The organism is Pseudomonas sp. B2M1-30, assembly GCF_025447575.1.
GTDB classification, from domain to species: Bacteria; Pseudomonadota; Gammaproteobacteria; order Pseudomonadales; family Pseudomonadaceae; genus Aquipseudomonas; species Aquipseudomonas botevensis.
The window spans coordinates 219,374-237,218 of record NZ_JAOEJT010000001.1 but is presented as its reverse complement, the minus strand read 5'-3'; the positions used below and the strand labels follow the sequence as shown (position 1 = coordinate 237,218).

The window sequence follows — 17,845 nt, the reverse complement described above, 5'->3', positions numbered from 1 at the left end:
CCGCATTCGCGAGCAAGCCCGCTCCCACGGTTCTTCGGCAAGTCTTGGAAGGTGCGGATGATAAAAGCAAAAACAGGCAAGCCCGCAGAAGGCTCGCGCAGCCGCTCGCAGATCATCGTGCTGTTTATCGCGCTGATCGTGTTCATCATGCTGCTGTTCGCCAACTTCGCGTACCTCAATACCCAGGCCAACTACGACAAGCAGTACATCGGTCACGCCGGTGAACTGCGAGTGCTGTCGCAGCGGATCGCCAAGAACGCCACCGAAGCCGCCGCCGGCAAGGCCGCCGCGTTCAAGCTGCTGAGCGATGCGCGCAACGATTTCGCCCAGCGCTGGGGCTACCTGAAAAAAGGCGACCCGGCCACCGGCCTGCCGCCCGCGCCGGCCACCGTGCGCCCGGAAATGCGCGCCGTGCAACTGGACTGGGAGCGCCTGCTGAAAAACACCGACGCCATCCTCTCCAGCGAGCAGACCGTGCTGTCGCTGCATCAGGTCGCCGCGACCCTGGCCGAAACCGTGCCGCAGTTGCAGATCGAATACGAAAAAGTCGTGGAGATCCTTCTGCAACGCGGCGCTCCGGCGGCGCAGGTGGCGATGGCCCAGCGTCAGTCGCTGCTGGCCGAACGGATTCTCGGCGCGGTCAACACCGTGCTTTCCGGTGACGAAAACTCGCAACAGGCCGCCGACGCGTTCGGCCGCGACGCGACCCGCTTCGGCCAGGTGCTCAACGGCATGCTGCAAGGCAACCCGGCGCTGAAAGTCAGCCAGGTCGAAGACCGTGACGCCCGGGCACGTCTGAGCGAGATTTCCGAACTGTTCCAGTTCGTCTCCGGCTCCGTGGATGAAATCCTCGAAACCTCGCCGGAGCTGTTCAAGGTCCGCGAGTCGGCCACCAATATTTTCAGCCTGTCGCAAACGTTGCTCGATGAAGCCTCGCACCTGGCCAGCCGTTTCGAGAACCTGGCCGGCGGGCGCAGCACCGATACCATCGGCGGCTATGTGCTGGGGCTGCTGGCGCTGGCCTCGATCATCCTGATCGGCATGGTCATGGTGCGCGAAACCAACCGTCAGTTGCGTGAGACCGCCGAGAAGAACGAGCGCAACCAGAACGCGATCATGCGCCTGCTCGATGAAATCGAAGACCTCGCCGACGGCGACCTGACGGTGACCGCCTCGGTGACCGAAGACTTCACCGGCACCATCGCCGACTCGATCAACTATTCCGTCGACCAACTGCGTGATCTGGTGGCGACCATCAACCTGACGGCGGGGCAGGTCGCGGCGGCGGTGCAGGAAACCCAGGCCACCGCGATGCACCTGGCGCAGGCCTCGGAGCATCAGGCGCAGCAGATTTCCGAAGCCTCGACGGCGATCAGCGACATGGCCGAATCCATCGATCAGGTGTCGGCCAACGCCGCCGAATCCTCGGCGGTGGCCGAGCGCTCGGTGGAAATCGCCAACAAGGGCAACGAGGTGGTACACAACACCATCCACGGCATGGACAACATTCGCGAACAGATCCAGGACACCGCCAAGCGCATCAAGCGCTTGGGTGAGTCGTCCCAGGAAATCGGCGACATCGTCAGCCTGATCGACGACATTGCCGACCAGACCAACATCCTCGCCCTCAACGCGGCGATCCAGGCGTCCATGGCCGGTGATGCCGGGCGTGGTTTCGCGGTGGTCGCCGACGAAGTGCAGCGTCTCGCCGAGCGTTCTTCCGCCGCGACCCGGCAGATCGAAACCCTGGTGCGGGCGATCCAGACCGACACCAACGAAGCGGTGATTTCCATGGAGCAGACCACCACCGAAGTGGTGCGCGGCGCACGGCTGGCGCAGGATGCGGGAGTGGCCCTGGAAGAAATCGAAGGCGTGTCCAAGACCCTTGCGGCGCTGATTCAGAGCATCTCCAATGCGGCGCAGCAGCAGACGTCTTCGGCCGGGCAGATTTCCCTGACGATGAACGTGATCCAGCAGATCACCTCGCAGACCTCGTCCGGTTCCACGGCCACCGCCGAGAGCATCGGCAACCTGGCGAAGATGGCCAGCCAGTTGCGTCGCTCGGTGTCCGGTTTCACCTTGCCGACCACGCCTGTGCCCGAACCTGTGGCGAGCAAGGCGTGAAGTCTGCGGCGGATCAATGTTGAGCGGAGTGGTTATGGGTGATCGGCACGACTACGTGGCCCTCGAATGGGTCAAGGGCGAAATTGCCGAAACGCTGAAGCAGGCGCATCAGGCGATCGAAATCGTGCTGGACGATCCGCAGGCCTCCGCTGGCCTGGACGAGTGCCTGACGTGCATCCATCAGGTGCACGGCAGTTTGCAGATGGTCGAGTTCTACGGCGCGGCGTTGCTGGCCGAAGAGATGGAGCATCTGGTCGACGCCTTGCAACATGAGCGCGTCAGTCATCGCGACGAAGCCCTGCATCTGCTGATGCAGGCCCTCGGCCAATTGCCGACTTACCTTGACCGCGTACAGGGCGCCCGCCGCGATCTGCCGCTGGTGGTGTTGCCGCTGATAAACGACTTGCGCAGCGCGCGCGGCGAAAGCCTGTTGTCGGAAACCAGCCTGTTCAGCCCGCAACTGCCACAACTGCCGCCCCTGAGCCAGGAAGCACTGGCGCTGCTGGAGCCGGCGGAGCTGCCCGGCGTGCTGCGCAAATTGCGCCAGATGCTGCAAATGGCCCTGGTCGGTCTATTGCGCGAGCAGGACGATCAGCCCCATCTGGGCTATTTGGCGAAACTCTTTACCCGCCTCGAAGCGCTGAGCGGCAACGCGCCGTTGAGCCCGTTGTGGCAGGTCGCCTCGGCGCTGGTCGAGGGCATGCGCGAGGGGCGGATCGCCAACAGCCCGGCGCTGCGCAGTTTGTTCAAGGACGCCGACAAGGAACTCAAGCGCCTGCTTGACCAGGGCATGGCCGGCCTCAATCAGCCGCCACCGCCGGAGCTGCTCAAAAGCCTGCTGTTCTATATTGCCAAAGCCGAACATCCCACCGGGCAGATGCTGACCATGAAAGATCGCTACTCCCTGGACGACGCGTTGCCCGACAGCGCGATGGTCGACGAAGAACGCGCACGCCTGGCCGGCCCCGACCGCGATGCAATGCGCTCGGTGCTCGTGGCGTTGTGCGAGGAGTTGGTGCGGGTCAAGGAACGTCTCGACCTGTTCGTGCGCAGCGACCGTCAGCACGCCTCGGATCTGGACAGTCTGCTGGCGCCGCTGCGGCAGATCGCCGACACCCTGGCAGTGCTCGGTTTCGGCCAGCCGCGCAAGGTCATCATCGATCAACTGGCGGTGGTGCTCAGCCTCGCCCAGGGCCATCGCGAACCGAATGACGCGATCCTGATGGACGTCGCCGGGGCCTTGCTCTACGTCGAGGCGACGTTGGCCGGAATGGTCGGCACCGTCGAGCCGGAGAGCCAGGACGACAGTCGCCTGCCGACCACCGATCTGACCCAGATCCATCAGATCGTGATCAAGGAAGCGCGCATCGGCCTGCAACAGGCCAAGGACATGATCGTCGACTACATCGACGCCGATTGGGACCGGCAGCAACTACAGGGCTTGCCGGCGCTGTTGACCCAGGTGCGTGGCGCGCTGGCGATGATTCCGCTGAGCCGCGCGGCGAGCCTGCTCGAAGCCTGCAACGGTTTTATCCGCGAACACTTGCTGCTTGATCCGCATGAGCCCGGCTGGCAGCAACTGGATCATCTCGCCGACGCCATCAGCAGCCTGGAGTATTACCTCGAACGCCTGAGCGACGACCCGCAAGCGCCGAGCGAACAACTGCTGGATGTGGCGCAAAAGAGCCTGGCGCGCCTCGGCTACTTCCCCAGCGAACAGCATGTGCCGCTGCTGGATGACCGGCTCAGCCCCGGCGAGGCGCTGGTGATGCAAGACTTGCAGGAACTGGATGATCCGCAGGTCGCCCAGTCGCTGGCCGATGTGCTGGCCAGTCCGGTGTCGGCAGTCAACCCGCCGGCGCAGACCACGCCGGGCAGCCTGATGCCGCCGCCGGCCGGTGAAGAACCGGTGGATGACGAGTTGCGCGAAGTGTTTCTCGAAGAGACCGAGGAAGTGCTTGCGGTGCTGCGTGAATACCTGCCGCGCTGGACCGCCGCGCCCGACGATCGCGAGGCGCTGAGCGAACTGCGTCGCGCCTTCCACACCTTGAAAGGCAGCGGTCGCATGGTGCGTGCGCTGATCCTTGGCGAGCTGGCGTGGGCGCTGGAAAACCTGCTCAACCGAGTGCTGGAAAGCAGCGTCGAACCCGATTCGGCGGTGCAGCAGTTGCTCGATGACACCGTGCTGCTGTTGCCCGATCTGATTGCCGAATTCGCCATCAACGCCCAGCGCCAGCGTCACGATGTCGATCAACTGGCGGCGCGTGCCCATGCGCTTGCCAAGGGCGACAAGCCGCTGCCCGCCGAAGATGTGGCGGACGTCGCGGCGCTCGACCCGTTGTTGCTGGAGATCTTCCGCAACGAGGCCGAAACCCATCTCGCCAGCCTCAACCGTTTCCTCGATCAAGCCGCCGAGCACGTGCCGTTGCAGGCCAGCGACGAGTTGCAGCGGGCGCTGCATACCCTCAAGGGCAGCGCGTCGATGGCCGGCGTGTTGCCGATTGCCGAACTGGCGGCGCCGCTGGACAAACTGGCCCGGGAGTTCAAGGCCCATCAACTGCCGCTGGATCTGGACGAAGTCGAACTGCTGCTGGAGGCCGAAGGCCTGTTTCGCATCGGCCTGCGCCAGTTTCGACACGATCCGCTGGCGCCGATCGTCGGCGCGCATTCGTTGATCAAACGCACGGAGGCCTTGCTCGGCGAGCGTCTGGACGCGGTGCTCAACGCGCCGGATCGCGGCTCGCGGATCAAGCGCGATCCGCAATTGATCAACAACTTCCTGGCTCAGGGCATGGACATCCTGCTCGACGCCGAAAACCTTTTGCAGCGCTGGCAGCAGCACCCCGGCGAACGTCAGGAGCTCAGCGCGCTGCTGGATGAACTGACCACCCTCGGCGAGGGCGCGCACCTGGCGGACCTGCTGCCGGTGGACGTGTTGTGCGAAGCCTTGCTCGACCTGTATGGCGCGGTGGAAGAAAGCAGCCTGGCGGTCAGCGAGCGGTTCTTCGCCGAGGCGCAGCAGGCCCACGAAGCGCTGATCAACATGCTCGACGAACTGGCCGCGGGCCAGGAAGTCACGCCGCAGCCACAACGCATTCGCGCCTTGCACGAACTGCTCGACGAAAGCCTCGACCCATCGGCCATGGGCCTGATCCGCAGCGACGGCAGCCGTACCCTGAGCATCCATGAGCTGGGCAGCGCCACCGCCCAATTGCATCAGCGCGCCAACGACCTCGCGCCGGATGACGAAATCGTCGAGATCTTCCTCGAAGAAGCGGTGGACATCATCGACAGCGCCGACCAGGCCTTGCAGCGCTGGCTGAGCGATCCGGAAAATGCCGCGCCGCTGTCGTCGCTGCAACGGGACATGCACACCCTCAAGGGTGGCGCGCGGATGGCCGAGGTCGATGCGGTGGGCGATCTGGCCCATGAGCTGGAGGGGCTTTATGGCGGTCTGGCGGACCGTCGTTACAGCCACAGTGCGGCATTGGAAAAACTGTTGCGCCACAGCCATGAACGGCTGGCGCTGTTCCTCGAACACTTGCACAACCATCAGCCACTGGACGATGCGCAGGATCTGATCGAGGCCATTCAGCGCTTGCGGCACAGCGCCGCCGGCACGCCGCCAGCGGCTGAATCAGCCGTGGGGCATGAAGGTGCCGGGCACGATCCGGAGCTGCTGGAGATCTTCCTCGAAGAAGGTTTCGACATCATCGAAAACTCCGGCGCGGCGCTCTCACGCTGGCAAGCCGAGCCGGGAAATCGTCAGGAAGTGGAAACCCTGCTGCGCGACTTGCACACCCTCAAGGGCGGTGCGCGGATGGTGGAAATCGGCCCCATCGGCGACCTCGCCCATGAGTTGGAATACCTCTACGAAAGCCTCTCCAGCGGCGTGCTGCATCCGAGTGCCGAGCTGTTTGCGCTGGTGCAGCGCAGCCACGACCGGCTGGCGCAAATGCTTGATGGGGTACGCGCCGGGCAGCCGTGTCCGCCAGCGGATCGGCTGATCAGCGCGATCCAGAATTTCAGTCACCCGACCACACCGCAAATCCCGGCGCCGGTACTGCCGGTGGCGCTGAAAAGCGAGCCGGTCGCCGCACCCGCCGAGCCGGGCGCGGACATGGTCAAGGTCTCCGCCGAACTGCTCGACGAACTGGTCAACCTGGCAGGGGAAACCTCGATTTTCCGTGGTCGGATCGAGCAGCAGGTCAACGATGCACAAGTCGCCCTGAACGAGATGGAAACCACCATCGAGCGGATGCGCGACCAGTTGCGCCGTCTCGATACGGAAACCCAGGGGCGGATTCTCAGCCGTCAGCAAGTGGACGCTGAACGCCTCGGCTACGAAGAGTTCGATCCGCTGGAAATGGATCGCCACTCGCAGTTGCAGCAACTGTCCCGGGCGCTGTTCGAGTCGGCTTCCGACCTGCTCGATCTGAAGGAAACCCTCGACCGTCGTACCCACGACGCGGAGAACCTGCTGCAACAACAGGGACGGATCAACACCGAGTTGCAGGAAGGCCTGATGCGCACGCGCATGGTGCCGTTCGAGCGCATGCTGCCGCGCCTCAAGCGCATCGTCCGCCAGGTGGCCGAAGAGCTGAACAAGGACGTGGCGTTCGTCGTCGGCAATGCCGAAGGCGAGATGGATCGCAACGTCCTCGAACGCATGGCCGCGCCGCTGGAGCACATGCTGCGCAACGCCGTCGACCATGGCCTGGAGTCCGCCGAGGTGCGGCTGGCGGCGGGCAAACCAGCGCAGGGGCAGATCACGCTCGACCTGTCCCGCGAGGGCGGCGACATCGTCTTCGACATCCGCGATGACGGCGCCGGCGTGCCGCTGGACGCGGTGCGGCGCAAGGCGGTCAAGCGTGGCTTGCTGGCGCCGGACGCGGACATCAGCGACCGCGACGTGTTGCAGTTCATCCTCCAGCCGGGCTTTTCCACCGCCGAAAAAATCACCCAGATCTCCGGGCGCGGCGTCGGCATGGACGTGGTCCATGAAGAGGTGCGCCAACTCGGCGGCAGCATGAGCATCGATTCGGTGCCGGGGCAGGGCGTGCATTTTCGCATTCGCCTGCCGTTCACCGTGTCGGTCAACCGCGCGCTGATGGTGCAGAGTGGCGAGGATCAGTACGCGATTCCGTTGAACACCATCGACGGCATCGTCCGCGTGCTGCCGAATGAGCTGGAAGGGTTTTTCCATCTCGATCCACCGGTCTACGAGTACGGCGGCCAGCGTTACGAGCTGTGCTATCTGGGCGAATTGCTGAAGACCGCGCCGCGCCCCAAGTTGATCGGCCAGAGCCTGCCGGTGCCAGTCTTGCTGGTGCAATGCAACGAGCGTCACATCGCGGTGCAGGTCGATGCCATGGCCGGCACCCGCGAGATCGTGGTCAAGAGCCTCGGCCCGCAGTTCGCGGCGGTGCAGGGCGTGTCCGGGGCGACGATTCTGGGCGATGGCCGGGTGGTGCTGATTCTCGATCTGCTGGCTCCGATCCGCGCGATGCAGGTGCGCATGCCGCAACGTCCGGCCGGCCAGGAAGTCAGCAGCGAGCCGAAGAAGCCGCTGCTGGTGCTGGTGGTCGACGATTCGGTCACCGTGCGCAAGGTCACCAGCCGCCTGCTCGAGCGTCACGGCATGAACGTGCTGACCGCCAAGGACGGGGTCGACGCGATGCTGCTGCTCGAAGAGCACATGCCCGACGTCATGCTGCTGGATATCGAGATGCCGCGCATGGATGGTTTCGAAGTGGCGACCCAGGTGCGCCACGACGAGCGCCTGCAACACCTGCCGATCATCATGATCACCTCGCGCACCGGGCAAAAACACCGCGACCGCGCCATGGCCATCGGCGTCAACGACTACCTCGGCAAGCCGTACCAGGAATCGGTGCTGCTCGAAAGCATCGCGCAATGGAGCAAGAAACATGCATGAGCGGCGCCATAACGCCCGCAGCAGTCAGCTCACCGGGCTGCTGCTGCCGCTGTCCGACCGCAACCTGATCCTGCCCAACGTCGCCGTCGCCGAACTGATCGACTACCAGGCCAGCGCCTTCGACCTCGATACACCCCCGTGGTATCTGGGACGGGTGACCTGGCGTGAACGGCAGATTCCATTGCTGAGTTTCGAGTCGGCGTGCGGCAACAAAATCGTCATCGGCGAGCGGGCGCGGATCGTCATCCTCAATGCGCTGGGCGGGTTGCCGGAGCTGAAGTTCATTGCCTTGCTGGTGCAGGGAATTCCCCGTTCCTACAAGCTCGACAGTCAGTTGAGTTATGTCGACGTGCCGCTGTGTGCGCTGGAGCAGGCGGCGGTGCAGGTGGGTGAGCAGGTGGCGAAGGTGCCGGATTTGTTGGCGCTGGAGAAGTTATTGGTGGATGCCGGACTGGTTTGAGTCCACTTGAGTTTTGTGTCGCCCCCATTCCCCTCACCCCAGCCCTCTCCCGGAGGGCGAGGGGGCCGACCGAGGTGTCTTGCGCTATCCATCGACCTGAGCCACCGAGTTGATTATGGATTCAGAGCAAATCGTTCAGGTCGTTGCAGCTTTCGAACATCCCCCGATCAGTCCCCTCTCCCTCCGGGAGAGGGCCAGGGTGAGGGCGCTTTTGATCGTTACGCTCAGCGTAATGATTCACCACCGCGCTTGATTGATGCCCCCACCCGACACTCCTAAGGTAGCTCCACGACAGCGAACCCCGTGGAGTGAGCATGACAACAACAATTTCCCCCGACTCGCGCTGGACGCGGCGGCGTGACGAGAAACAGCGTCGCCTCGACCGGGTGCGTGGTCTGGCCGACGGTGCGGTGTTGCCAACCGACAGGATCGTCGCGGCGCTCGAAGCGCTGATCCTGCCCGGCGACCGCGTGGTGCTGGAAGGCAACAACCAGAAGCAGGCGGATTTCCTCTCCCGTGCCCTTGCCAAGGCTGATCCGCAGAAGCTCCACGACCTGCACATGATCATGCCCAGCGTCGGCCGTTCCGAGCACCTCGACCTGTTCGAACGGGGTATCGCCCGCAAGCTCGATTTCTCCTTTGCCGGCACCCAGAGCCTGCGCATCAGCCAGTTGCTCGAAGACGGCCTGCTGGAAATCGGCGCGATCCACACCTATATCGAACTCTACGCCCGGCTGGTGGTGGACCTGATCCCCAACGTCGTGCTCTCGGCCGGGTTCATGGCCGACCGCGCCGGCAACATCTACACCGGCCCGAGCACCGAAGACACGCCGGCGCTGATCGAACCGGCGGCATTCAGCGACGGCATCGTCATCGTCCAGGTCAACCAGTTGGTCGACGACGTCAGCGAACTGCCACGGGTGGACATCCCGGCATCGTGGGTGGATTTCGTGGTGGTGGCGGACAAGCCGTTCTACATCGAACCGCTGTTCACCCGCGACCCTCGGCACATCAAGCCTGTGCATGTGCTGATGGCGATGATGGCGATCCGTGGCATCTACGAAAAACATAACGTGCAGTCGCTCAACCACGGCATCGGTTTCAACACCGCCGCCATCGAGCTGATCCTGCCGACCTATGGCGAATCCCTCGGCCTCAAGGGCAAGATCTGCCGCAACTGGACGCTCAACCCGCACCCGACCCTGATCCCGGCCATCGAAAGCGGTTGGGTCGAGAGCGTGCATTGCTTCGGCACCGAACTGGGCATGGAAAAGTACATTGCCGCCCGCCCCGACGTGTTCTTCACCGGCCGCGACGGCTCGTTGCGTTCGAACCGGATGGTCTGCCAACTGGCCGGGCAATACGCGGTGGATCTGTTTATCGGCGCCACTTTGCAGGTCGATGGTGATGGGCATTCCTCGACGGTCACCCGTGGCCGTCTTGCCGGTTTCGGTGGTGCGCCGAACATGGGCCATGACCCGCGCGGACGGCGTCACGGCACCCCGGCGTGGCTCGACATGCGCCACGACGATTCGCAGCAACCGATGCTCGAACGCGGCAAGAAGCTGGTGGTGCAAATGGTCGAGACGTTCCAGGAGGGCGGCAAACCGACCTTCGTCGAAACCCTCGACGCCGTGGAGGTGGCGAAGAAAAGCGGCATGCCGCTGGCGCCGATCATGATCTACGGCGACGACGTCACCCACTTGCTCACCGAAGAAGGCATCGCCTACCTGTACAAGGCCCGCTCGCTGGAAGAGCGCCAGGCAATGATCGCCGCCGTGGCCGGGGTCACCGCCATCGGCTTGCGGCACAACCCGAAAGACACCGAACGCATGCGCCGCGAAGGCTTGATCGCCTTGCCCGAAGACCTCGGCATCCGCCGCACCGACGCCACCCGCGAACTGCTGGCGGCGAAAAGCGTGGCCGATCTGGTCGAGTGGTCCGGCGGCCTCTACAACCCGCCCGCCAAGTTCAGGAGCTGGTAATGCACGCACTCAACCTGCAAGCGAGAAGCCTCAGCCTGGCCGAGCGTCTGGCGGATCTGGCGGTGGACGCGTTGATCGACGAGGCCGACCTGTCACCGAAACCGGCGCTGGTCGACCGTCGTGGCAACGGTGCCCACAGCGATCTGCACCTGGGCCTGATGCACGCCTCGGCGCTGGCCTTGTGGCCGGCGTTCAAGGAGATGGCCGAAGCGGCCGCCGAAATCGGCGAAGTCGGGATACCGCTGCGCGAGGCGATCGGTCGAATCGGTCGTGAAGGCGAGCAAGCCATGCTCGCCACCACCCACGGCGTGAATACCCATCGCGGCGCGATCTGGGCGCTGGGTCTGTTGGTCAGCGCCGCCGCGCTGGCGCCACCGGCCAGCGGTGCCGGCGCGGTCACGTTGCGCGCCGCCCGCCTGGCGTTGCTGGAGGATCGCGATGCGCCGCGTCCAATGAGCCACGGCGCACAAGTCGCGCAACGCTACGGCGCCCGGGGCGCCCGCGAAGAAGCACAACTCGGCTTTCCCTCGGTGATGCAACGCGGCCTGCCGCAACTCAAACGCAGCCGCATCGCCGGCCATGGCGAACAGAACGCCCGGCTCGACGCGTTGCTGGCGATCATGACCGAACTGGCTGACACCTGTGTGCTGTATCGCGCCGGTGAACCAGGCCTGCACGCCATGCAGCACGGTGCCCGATCAGTACTCGACGCCGGTGGCAGCGCCAGCCTCGGTGGTCGCCGTCGCCTGCACGAACTGGATCAACAACTCATCGCATTGAATGCCTCGCCCGGTGGCGCCGCCGACTTGCTCGCCGCCACGCTGCTGCTCGACCGAATCGAGCGCGACGGCATCCTTCAGGGAGCGTTTTGATGGAAACCCTATCCTTTGAATTCCCCGCCGGGCAGCCGCCACGCGGTCGGGCGCTGGTGGGCTGTGTCGGCTCGGGCGATCTGGAAGTGCTGATCGAACCGGGTCTGGCCGGGCGCCTGACCATCAACGTGCAGACTTCGGTCAATGGCAGCGAACAGCGCTGGCAGCACCTGTTCGCGCGGATGTTCGACGGCACCACGCCGCCGGCCATGAGCATCGATATCCACGACTTCGGCGCGACCCCCGGCGTGGTACGCCTGCGTCTGGAACAGGGCTTCGAGGAGATCGGCCATGACTGACAGCGCAGCGCTTCTGAACAAGCACAGCTTCGTCGAACTCGGTGCGCGGCAACGGGCGAAAGCCTTGCTCGATGCCGGCAGCTTTCGCGAATTGCTCGATCCGTTTCAACGGGTCATGTCGCCGTGGCTGGAACGCCAGGGCGTGGTGCCCCAGGCCGATGACGGCGTGGTGATCGCCAAGGGCAGCCTCGACGGTTTGCCGGTGGTGATCGCCGCCATCGAAGGCGCGTTCCAGGGCGGCAGCCTCGGCGAAGTCGGCGGGGCGAAGATTGCCGGTGCGCTGGAACTGGCCGCCGAGGACAACCGCAAGGGCATCCCGACCCGCGCGATCCTGCTGCTGGAAACCGGCGGCGTGCGCTTGCAGGAAGCCAACCTCGGACTGGCGGCGATTGCCGACATCCACGCGGCGATTGTCGATTTGCAGCAATACCAGCCGGTGGTCGGCGTGGTGGCGGGCAGCGTCGGGTGTTTTGGCGGCATGTCGATTGCCGCCGGGTTGTGCAGCTATCTGCTGGTGACTCAGGAAGCACGCCTCGGCCTGAACGGCCCGCAGGTCATCGAACAGGAAGCCGGGATCGAGGAGTACGACTCTCGCGACCGCCCGTTCATCTGGAGCCTGACCGGCGGCGAGCAGCGTTTCGCCAGTGGCTTGGTGGATCGTTACGTCGCCGATGACGTGGCGCAGATTCGCGATCAGGTCGGCGAACTGCTGCAACAAGGCTTGCCGCCGCAACCGCGCAGCCAGCGTGCCGAATGGTTCCTGCAACGTCTGGCGGGCCTTGAAACCGGGCCGCAAATCGAACCGTCGATGGTTCGCGATCTGTATCAAGGAGAGCGCTCATGAGTGGCTATTCCCTGCGGGGCTTGAACTGGTTCAACGCCTTGAGCGCCGGCGCAAAAGCGCTGGGTGGCCTGCCGCCGTCGCTGCGGGTGGCCGACGTGGCGCTCGGGCGTTTGCTGGCGGTGGTGGCCGATCCGGACAACCGTTTCCCCCGTGCCCGCAACGGCGAGGTGGGGCTGCTGGAAGGCTGGGGACTGGCAAAGGCCGTGGATGACGCCATCAGCGCCGACCGTGAGCAGATGCACAAGCGTCCGCTGATCGCCATCGTCGATGTACCGAGTCAGGCCTACGGGCGTCGCGAAGAAGCCCTCGGCATTCATCAGGCCCTGGCCGGCGCGGCGGATGCCTATGCCCGTGCGCGACTGGCCGGGCATCCGGTGATCGCGCTGCTGGTGGGCAAGGCGATGTCCGGGGCGTTTCTCGCCCATGGCTATCAGGCCAACCGGCTGATTGCCCTGCGCGATCCGGGGGTGATGGTGCATGCGATGGGCAAGGCTTCGGCGGCACGGGTGACCTTGCGCAGTGTCGAGGAACTCGAAGCCCTGGCGTCCAGCGTGCCGCCCATGGCCTATGACATCGACAGCTACGCCAGCCTCGGGCTGCTGTGGGAAACCCTGTCGGTGCAGCAGATCGAGCAACCGACGGCGGAGGATCTGGCGCGGGTGACCGAGTGCCTGAAGCAAGCCATCGGCGATGTCTCCAGTGGTGATCTGAGCAATCGTCTCGGCGCCGCCAATCGCGCGGCTTCCAGCCGGGTGCGTGAATTGCTGAGGGCGCAGTGGTGAGCCTGCCACTGGCCCACGACTTGCTCTGGGGCATGACCCCGGAGCAGTTGCCGGCGGAGGCGCCGCAGTGGGCCATCGACGCACTGCGCGCCGGGCAACCGGTGGTGGTGCGCCGGGCGTTGAGCGTCGATGGGCAGATTGCCGTGGGCCTGCGCGGGGTATCGCGCGAGCAGCGTCTGGCGGGGTTCATGGCGATCGATTCGATTGCGCACCGGGTCAGTCCTGAGGCGCTGTGTCATGTCGACAGCGCGCGTGATCTGCCGGCTCTGCGTGCCCTCAAGCAACTGCGGCCGATGCTCGATGACTGCGGTTGGGTGTGGGGTGTCAGCGGCAGTGTCGGGTTCGAACTGGCGAGCGGGTTTGCCGCGATGCACGCGGCCAGCGATCTGGATCTGATCCTGCGCACGCCACAATGGCTGGCGCGCAATCAGGCGCGCAAGCTGGTGGCGTTTTTCGATCAGGCTGAATGCCGGGTCGACCTGCAATTGCAGACGCCGTTCGGTGCGGTGGCGCTGCGTGAGTGGGCTGGCGCTTCTTCGCGGGTGCTGCTGAAAAATGCCCGGCAGGCCTGCCTGGTCAGCGATCCGTGGAATCCGCAGGAGCAGGCCGCGTGAGCAGCCTGCTGGTGTTCCCCGGTCAGGGCGCGCAGCAGCCGGGCATGCTCCGGCGTTTGCCTCGGGAAACGCTGGTCGAGGCCAGTGATGTGCTCGGTGAAGACGTCGGTTTGCTGGATTCGTCTGAAGCGTTGCGCAGCACCCGCGCCGTGCAGTTGTGTTTACTGATTGCGGGTGTGGCTGCATCGCGCCAGTTGTTGCAAGACGGGTCAACCGTGGATTACGTGGCCGGCCTGTCCATCGGTGCGTATCCGGCGGCGGTAGTGGCGGGGGCCTTGGGTTTCGGCGATGCGCTGCATCTGGTCAGCCTGCGCGGTGAGCTGATGCAGCAGGCTTGTCCACAAGGCTTCGGCATGACCGCCATCACCGGTCTGCCACTGGCGACGGTCGAGGCGTTGGTCGCGCAAGTCCACGGCAGCGAATCACCGGTTTACCTGGCGAACATCAACGCCGATAACCAGGTGGTGATCGCTGGCAGCGACCCGGCCATGCACGCGGTCGCCGAACTGGCGCGCAGTTGCGGCGCGGGGTTGGCGAAACGGTTGGCGGTGAGTGTGCCGTCCCATTGTCCGCTGCTCGATGAACCCGCGCAGGCCCTTGCCGAAGCGTTCGCCAGGGTGCCGATGCAGTCGCCGAACATCGCTTACCTGAGCGGCAGCCGCGCGCGCCCGTTGGTCAAGGTCGACGCCCTGCGCGATGACCTCGCCTTCAACATGTGCCGCGTGGTGGATTGGCGCGGCACCGTGCAAAGCGCCTACGAGCGCGGCGTGCGATTACAAATCGAACTGCCGCCCGGTGCGGTGCTGACCGGGCTGGCGCGCCGGGTGTTCGAACAGGGCACGGTCACTGCCTTCGACAGTGCCCGGCTCGACACCCTGCAAGCGCTGTTGCGTGAGGAGGATGGCCGCCGACCCTAGACCGCCGACTCAAGCTTCGAACAACAAAAACAACATTCGACGATGCACTTTGAGGACTACAACAATGATTATTTACGGTGTGGCGCTGCTGGCGATCTGTACGCTGGCGGGAGTGATCATGGGTGACCTGCTTGGCGTGCTGCTGGGGGTCAAATCCAACGTGGGCGGGGTCGGCATTGCCATGATCCTGCTGATCTGCGCGCGGTTGTGGATGCAAAAGCGCGGCGGCATGACCAAGGACTGCGAGATGGGCGTCGGCTTCTGGGGCGCCATGTACATTCCGGTAGTGGTGGCGATGGCCGCGCAACAGAACGTCGTCACCGCGCTGCATGGCGGCCCGGTGGCGGTGCTGGCGGCAATCGGTTCGGTGCTGGTCTGCGGCTGCACCATTGCCCTGATCAGCCGGACCCACAAAGGTGAACCGTTGCCCGACGAACCGGTAGAAACCGCGCCGACCGTCGCCCCGGCAGGAGGTCGCTGATATGTGGGATCTCATCGAAAAAGGTCTGGAACACAACGGTCTGATCACCGCTTTCGCCTTCGTCGGCGTCATCATGTGGGTCTCGGTGATTCTCTCCAGACGCCTGACGTTCGGACGGATTCACGGCTCGGCGATTGCCATCGTCATCGGTCTGGTGCTGGCCTGGGTCGGCGGCACCATGACCGGTGGGCAGAAGGGGCTGGCGGATCTGACGCTGTTCTCCGGCATCGGCCTGATGGGCGGGGCGATGCTGCGGGATTTTGCGATCGTGGCGACCGCATTTGAAGTGCAGGCCACCGAGGCGAAGAAGGCCGGGCTGATCGGCGTGATCGCCTTGCTGCTGGGCACGGTGCTGCCGTTCATTGTCGGCGCGTGCATGGCCTGGGCCTTCGGTTATCGCGATGCGGTGAGCATGACCACCATCGGCGCCGGTGCGGTGACCTATATCGTCGGACCGGTAACGGGCGCGGCGATTGGCGCGACTTCGGATGTGATGGCGCTGTCGATTGCTACTGGGTTGATCAAGGCGATTCTGGTGATGGTCGGCACCCCGGTGGCGGCACGCTGGATGGGCCTGGACAACCCGCGCTCGGCGATGGTGTTCGGCGGGTTGGCCGGCACGGTCAGCGGTGTGACCGCCGGGCTGGCGGCGACGGACCGGCGGTTGGTGCCTTACGGCGCGCTGACGGCCACGTTCCATACCGGGCTTGGGTGTCTGCTTGGGCCTTCGCTGTTGTTCTTCATTGTTCGCGGGATTGTGGGCTGAAGATCAAAAGCCCCCTCACCCCAGCCCTCGCCCCCTTGGGGGAGATGGCTGGGGGTAGGCTTATCTGCTATTGATCACACCGCCGACTGGCGATTGGCATACATCCGACACTCCGCCAGCAACGCCAGCAAGTTCGGATCGCGCTCCTTGGCCTTCAAAAACACCACCCCGATGTGCTGCTGCAACCGGTATTTCTCCTGCAACGGAATCAGCTTCACCCGGTTCTCGTACACCGCCGCAATCCTCCCCGGCAGCAACGCATAACCCACCCCGGAACTGACCATGCTCAGCAGGGTGAAGATGTCGTTGACCTGCATCGCCACCTTCGGCTCGAACCCCGCCTGGCGGAACACCCGAATGCCGTCCTGATGGGTGGCGAAGCCTTGGGTGAGGGTGATGAAGGTTTCGTCGCGCACCTCAGCCAAATCCACTTCACGACGCTGGGCAAAACGTGAATCCGCCGGGGTGGCGAGGAAGATGTCGTCGGAGAACAGCGGGATCTGCTCGCAGTCGGGGTCGTTGATGCTGTCGTCCAGCGACACCAGGATCGCGTCGACTTCCATGTTCTTCAGCTTGTACAACAGGTCGATGTTCGAGCCCAGGATCAGGTCGATGTTGAGTTCGCTGCGGCGGATTTTCAGGCCCATGATCAGCTGCGGCACGGTCTTCACCGTCAGCGAATACAGCGAGCCGAGTTTGAAGCGTTCGGCGGAGAACCCGGCGGCCTCGCGGGTCAGGCGCACGCTTTCGACCACATCCTGGATCAGCTTCTGCGCCCGTTCTTCGAGCACGTAGGCGCTTTCCAGCGGCGTCAGGTTGCGACCCTCGTGTTTGAACAGCGGGCAGCGCAGGGCGCTTTCCAGTGAGTGGATGGCGCGATGCACGCTGACGTTGCTGGTCTGCAATTCTGCGGCGGCGCGGGCGAGGTTGCCGGTGCGCATGAACGCGAGGAACACCTCGAGTTTCTTCAGGGTCAATTCTTCGTCGATCAGCATGGCGCGGACTCTTTTTGGTATCGGCCGATTGTGCCCGCCTTTTGCGCACATGTTGAACGGAAACATTGCGCTTTTACGCTCAAGGCCCGAGCCTTGCGCGTTGTGGTCAAGAATGGGAGGTGGGCGACACATGTATCACGGGGAAAAACTCAACGCCTGGACGCATCTGGTCGGGGCGGTGGCGGCGTTTGTCGGCGGGATCTGGCTGGTGGTGATCGCCAGCCTCGACGGCAGTCCGTGGAAGATCGTCAGTGTGGCGATCTACGCTTTTACCTTGCTGGTGCTCTACAGCGCTTCGACCGTTTACCACAGCGTGCGCGGGCGCAAGAAAGTGATCATGAAGAAGGTCGATCACTTTTCGATCTACCTGCTGATCGCCGGCAGCTACACCCCGTTCTGCCTGGTGACGCTGCGTGGGCCGTGGGGCTGGACGCTGTTCGGGATCGTCTGGGGACTGGCGTTGATCGGCATCCTGCAGGAGATCAAGCCGCGCTCTGAAGCGCGGGTTCTGTCGATCGTGATCTACGCGGTGATGGGCTGGATCGTGCTGGTGGCGGTCAAGCCGCTGATCGCCGCGCTGGGGACGGCGGGGTTTGCCTGGCTGGCGTCGGGTGGTGTGCTGTACACCGTGGGCATCATCTTCTTCGCCCTCGACCATCGCCTGCGGCATGCCCACGGGATCTGGCATCTGTTCGTGATTGCCGGGAGCCTGCTGCACTTTGTCGCGATCTGGTTTTACGTCCTGTAATCCTTCGACTTGTGGGAGCC

The 17,845-nt window shown here is 64.4% G+C and carries 14 protein-coding genes; 13 read left to right on the top strand and 1 reads right to left on the bottom strand.

Features of this window, described 5'->3' with window-relative positions; translation table 11 throughout:
- The first annotated feature begins 57 nt into the window (after positions 1 to 57).
- The 12 genes from N8H74_RS01010 (at position 58) to madM (ending at position 16,082) form a co-directional block, all read left to right on the top strand.
- Positions 58 to 2,124, top strand: coding sequence for a methyl-accepting chemotaxis protein (locus tag N8H74_RS01010; protein WP_217829439.1), 2,067 nt, complete (start codon positions 58 to 60; stop codon positions 2,122 to 2,124).
- A gap of 34 nt (positions 2,125 to 2,158) precedes the next feature.
- The gene (locus N8H74_RS01005) at positions 2,159 to 8,062 is read left to right on the top strand and encodes an Hpt domain-containing protein (protein ID WP_262145874.1); all 5,904 of its coding nucleotides are present in this window, start codon (positions 2,159 to 2,161) and stop codon (positions 8,060 to 8,062) included.
- Positions 8,055 to 8,522 (top strand): chemotaxis protein CheW, encoded by a 468-nt coding sequence (locus N8H74_RS01000; RefSeq protein ID WP_217829441.1) that lies wholly within the window; start codon positions 8,055 to 8,057, stop codon positions 8,520 to 8,522. Before N8H74_RS01005 ends, N8H74_RS01000 begins: the two co-directional genes overlap by 8 nt.
- 314 nt (positions 8,523 to 8,836) lie before the next feature.
- Positions 8,837 to 10,507 carry a malonate decarboxylase subunit alpha gene (mdcA, locus tag N8H74_RS00995; RefSeq protein WP_217829442.1) on the top strand — a complete coding sequence of 557 codons (1,671 nt, stop codon included), beginning with the start codon at positions 8,837 to 8,839 and terminating at the stop codon, positions 10,505 to 10,507.
- Entirely contained in the window at positions 10,507 to 11,379 is an 873-nt protein-coding gene (locus N8H74_RS00990; RefSeq protein ID WP_262145872.1) for a triphosphoribosyl-dephospho-CoA synthase, read from the top strand. Before mdcA ends, N8H74_RS00990 begins: the two co-directional genes overlap by 1 nt.
- Positions 11,379 to 11,678, top strand: a complete 300-nt coding sequence (locus tag N8H74_RS00985; RefSeq protein ID WP_217829444.1) for a malonate decarboxylase subunit delta — start codon at positions 11,379 to 11,381, stop codon at positions 11,676 to 11,678. The genes N8H74_RS00990 and N8H74_RS00985 overlap by 1 nt, the downstream gene beginning before the upstream one ends.
- A complete protein-coding gene (locus N8H74_RS00980; protein WP_262145871.1) occupies positions 11,671 to 12,522 on the top strand; it encodes a biotin-independent malonate decarboxylase subunit beta in 852 nt (283 codons plus the stop codon). Before N8H74_RS00985 ends, N8H74_RS00980 begins: the two co-directional genes overlap by 8 nt.
- Positions 12,519 to 13,304 carry a biotin-independent malonate decarboxylase subunit gamma gene (gene mdcE / locus N8H74_RS00975; protein WP_262145870.1) on the top strand — a complete coding sequence of 262 codons (786 nt, stop codon included), beginning with the start codon at positions 12,519 to 12,521 and terminating at the stop codon, positions 13,302 to 13,304. The genes N8H74_RS00980 and mdcE overlap by 4 nt, the downstream gene beginning before the upstream one ends.
- Complete coding sequence (locus N8H74_RS00970; protein ID WP_262145869.1) at positions 13,298 to 13,918, top strand: malonate decarboxylase holo-ACP synthase; 621 nt, start codon at positions 13,298 to 13,300, stop codon at positions 13,916 to 13,918. The genes mdcE and N8H74_RS00970 overlap by 7 nt, the downstream gene beginning before the upstream one ends.
- Positions 13,915 to 14,835, top strand: a complete 921-nt coding sequence (gene mdcH, locus N8H74_RS00965; RefSeq protein WP_262145868.1) for a malonate decarboxylase subunit epsilon — start codon at positions 13,915 to 13,917, stop codon at positions 14,833 to 14,835. Before N8H74_RS00970 ends, mdcH begins: the two co-directional genes overlap by 4 nt.
- Positions 14,836 to 14,899: 64 nt before the next feature.
- Complete coding sequence (gene madL, locus N8H74_RS00960) at positions 14,900 to 15,316, top strand: malonate transporter subunit MadL (protein ID WP_217829449.1); 417 nt, start codon at positions 14,900 to 14,902, stop codon at positions 15,314 to 15,316.
- Position 15,317: 1 nt separating this feature from the next.
- A complete protein-coding gene (gene madM / locus N8H74_RS00955) occupies positions 15,318 to 16,082 on the top strand; it encodes a malonate transporter subunit MadM (protein ID WP_217829450.1) in 765 nt (254 codons plus the stop codon).
- A 74-nt stretch (positions 16,083 to 16,156) separates the two neighbouring features.
- On the opposite strand, the gene N8H74_RS00950 is transcribed toward madM, so the two are convergent.
- Positions 16,157 to 17,077, bottom strand: coding sequence for a LysR substrate-binding domain-containing protein (locus N8H74_RS00950; protein WP_217829451.1), 921 nt, complete (start codon positions 17,075 to 17,077; stop codon positions 16,157 to 16,159).
- Positions 17,078 to 17,207: 130 nt separating this feature from the next.
- Here N8H74_RS00950 and N8H74_RS00945 point away from each other — a divergent pair, with 130 nt between their 5' ends.
- Positions 17,208 to 17,825, top strand: a complete 618-nt coding sequence (locus N8H74_RS00945) for a hemolysin III family protein (RefSeq protein WP_262145867.1) — start codon at positions 17,208 to 17,210, stop codon at positions 17,823 to 17,825.
- The last annotated feature ends 20 nt before the right edge of the window (positions 17,826 to 17,845 follow it).

Coding starts and splice junctions, on each gene's coding strand:
- N8H74_RS01010 (WP_217829439.1), top strand. CDS start 58: ATGATAAAAGCAAAAACAGGCAAGCCCGCAGAAGGCTCGCGCAGCCGC.
- N8H74_RS01005 (WP_262145874.1), top strand. CDS start 2,159: ATGGGTGATCGGCACGACTACGTGGCCCTCGAATGGGTCAAGGGCGAA.
- N8H74_RS01000 (WP_217829441.1), top strand. CDS start 8,055: ATGCATGAGCGGCGCCATAACGCCCGCAGCAGTCAGCTCACCGGGCTG.
- mdcA (WP_217829442.1), top strand. CDS start 8,837: ATGACAACAACAATTTCCCCCGACTCGCGCTGGACGCGGCGGCGTGAC.
- N8H74_RS00990 (WP_262145872.1), top strand. CDS start 10,507: ATGCACGCACTCAACCTGCAAGCGAGAAGCCTCAGCCTGGCCGAGCGT.
- N8H74_RS00985 (WP_217829444.1), top strand. CDS start 11,379: ATGGAAACCCTATCCTTTGAATTCCCCGCCGGGCAGCCGCCACGCGGT.
- N8H74_RS00980 (WP_262145871.1), top strand. CDS start 11,671: ATGACTGACAGCGCAGCGCTTCTGAACAAGCACAGCTTCGTCGAACTC.
- mdcE (WP_262145870.1), top strand. CDS start 12,519: ATGAGTGGCTATTCCCTGCGGGGCTTGAACTGGTTCAACGCCTTGAGC.
- madL (WP_217829449.1), top strand. CDS start 14,900: ATGATTATTTACGGTGTGGCGCTGCTGGCGATCTGTACGCTGGCGGGA.
- madM (WP_217829450.1), top strand. CDS start 15,318: ATGTGGGATCTCATCGAAAAAGGTCTGGAACACAACGGTCTGATCACC.
- N8H74_RS00950 (WP_217829451.1), bottom strand. CDS start 17,077: ATGCTGATCGACGAAGAATTGACCCTGAAGAAACTCGAGGTGTTCCTC.
- N8H74_RS00945 (WP_262145867.1), top strand. CDS start 17,208: ATGTATCACGGGGAAAAACTCAACGCCTGGACGCATCTGGTCGGGGCG.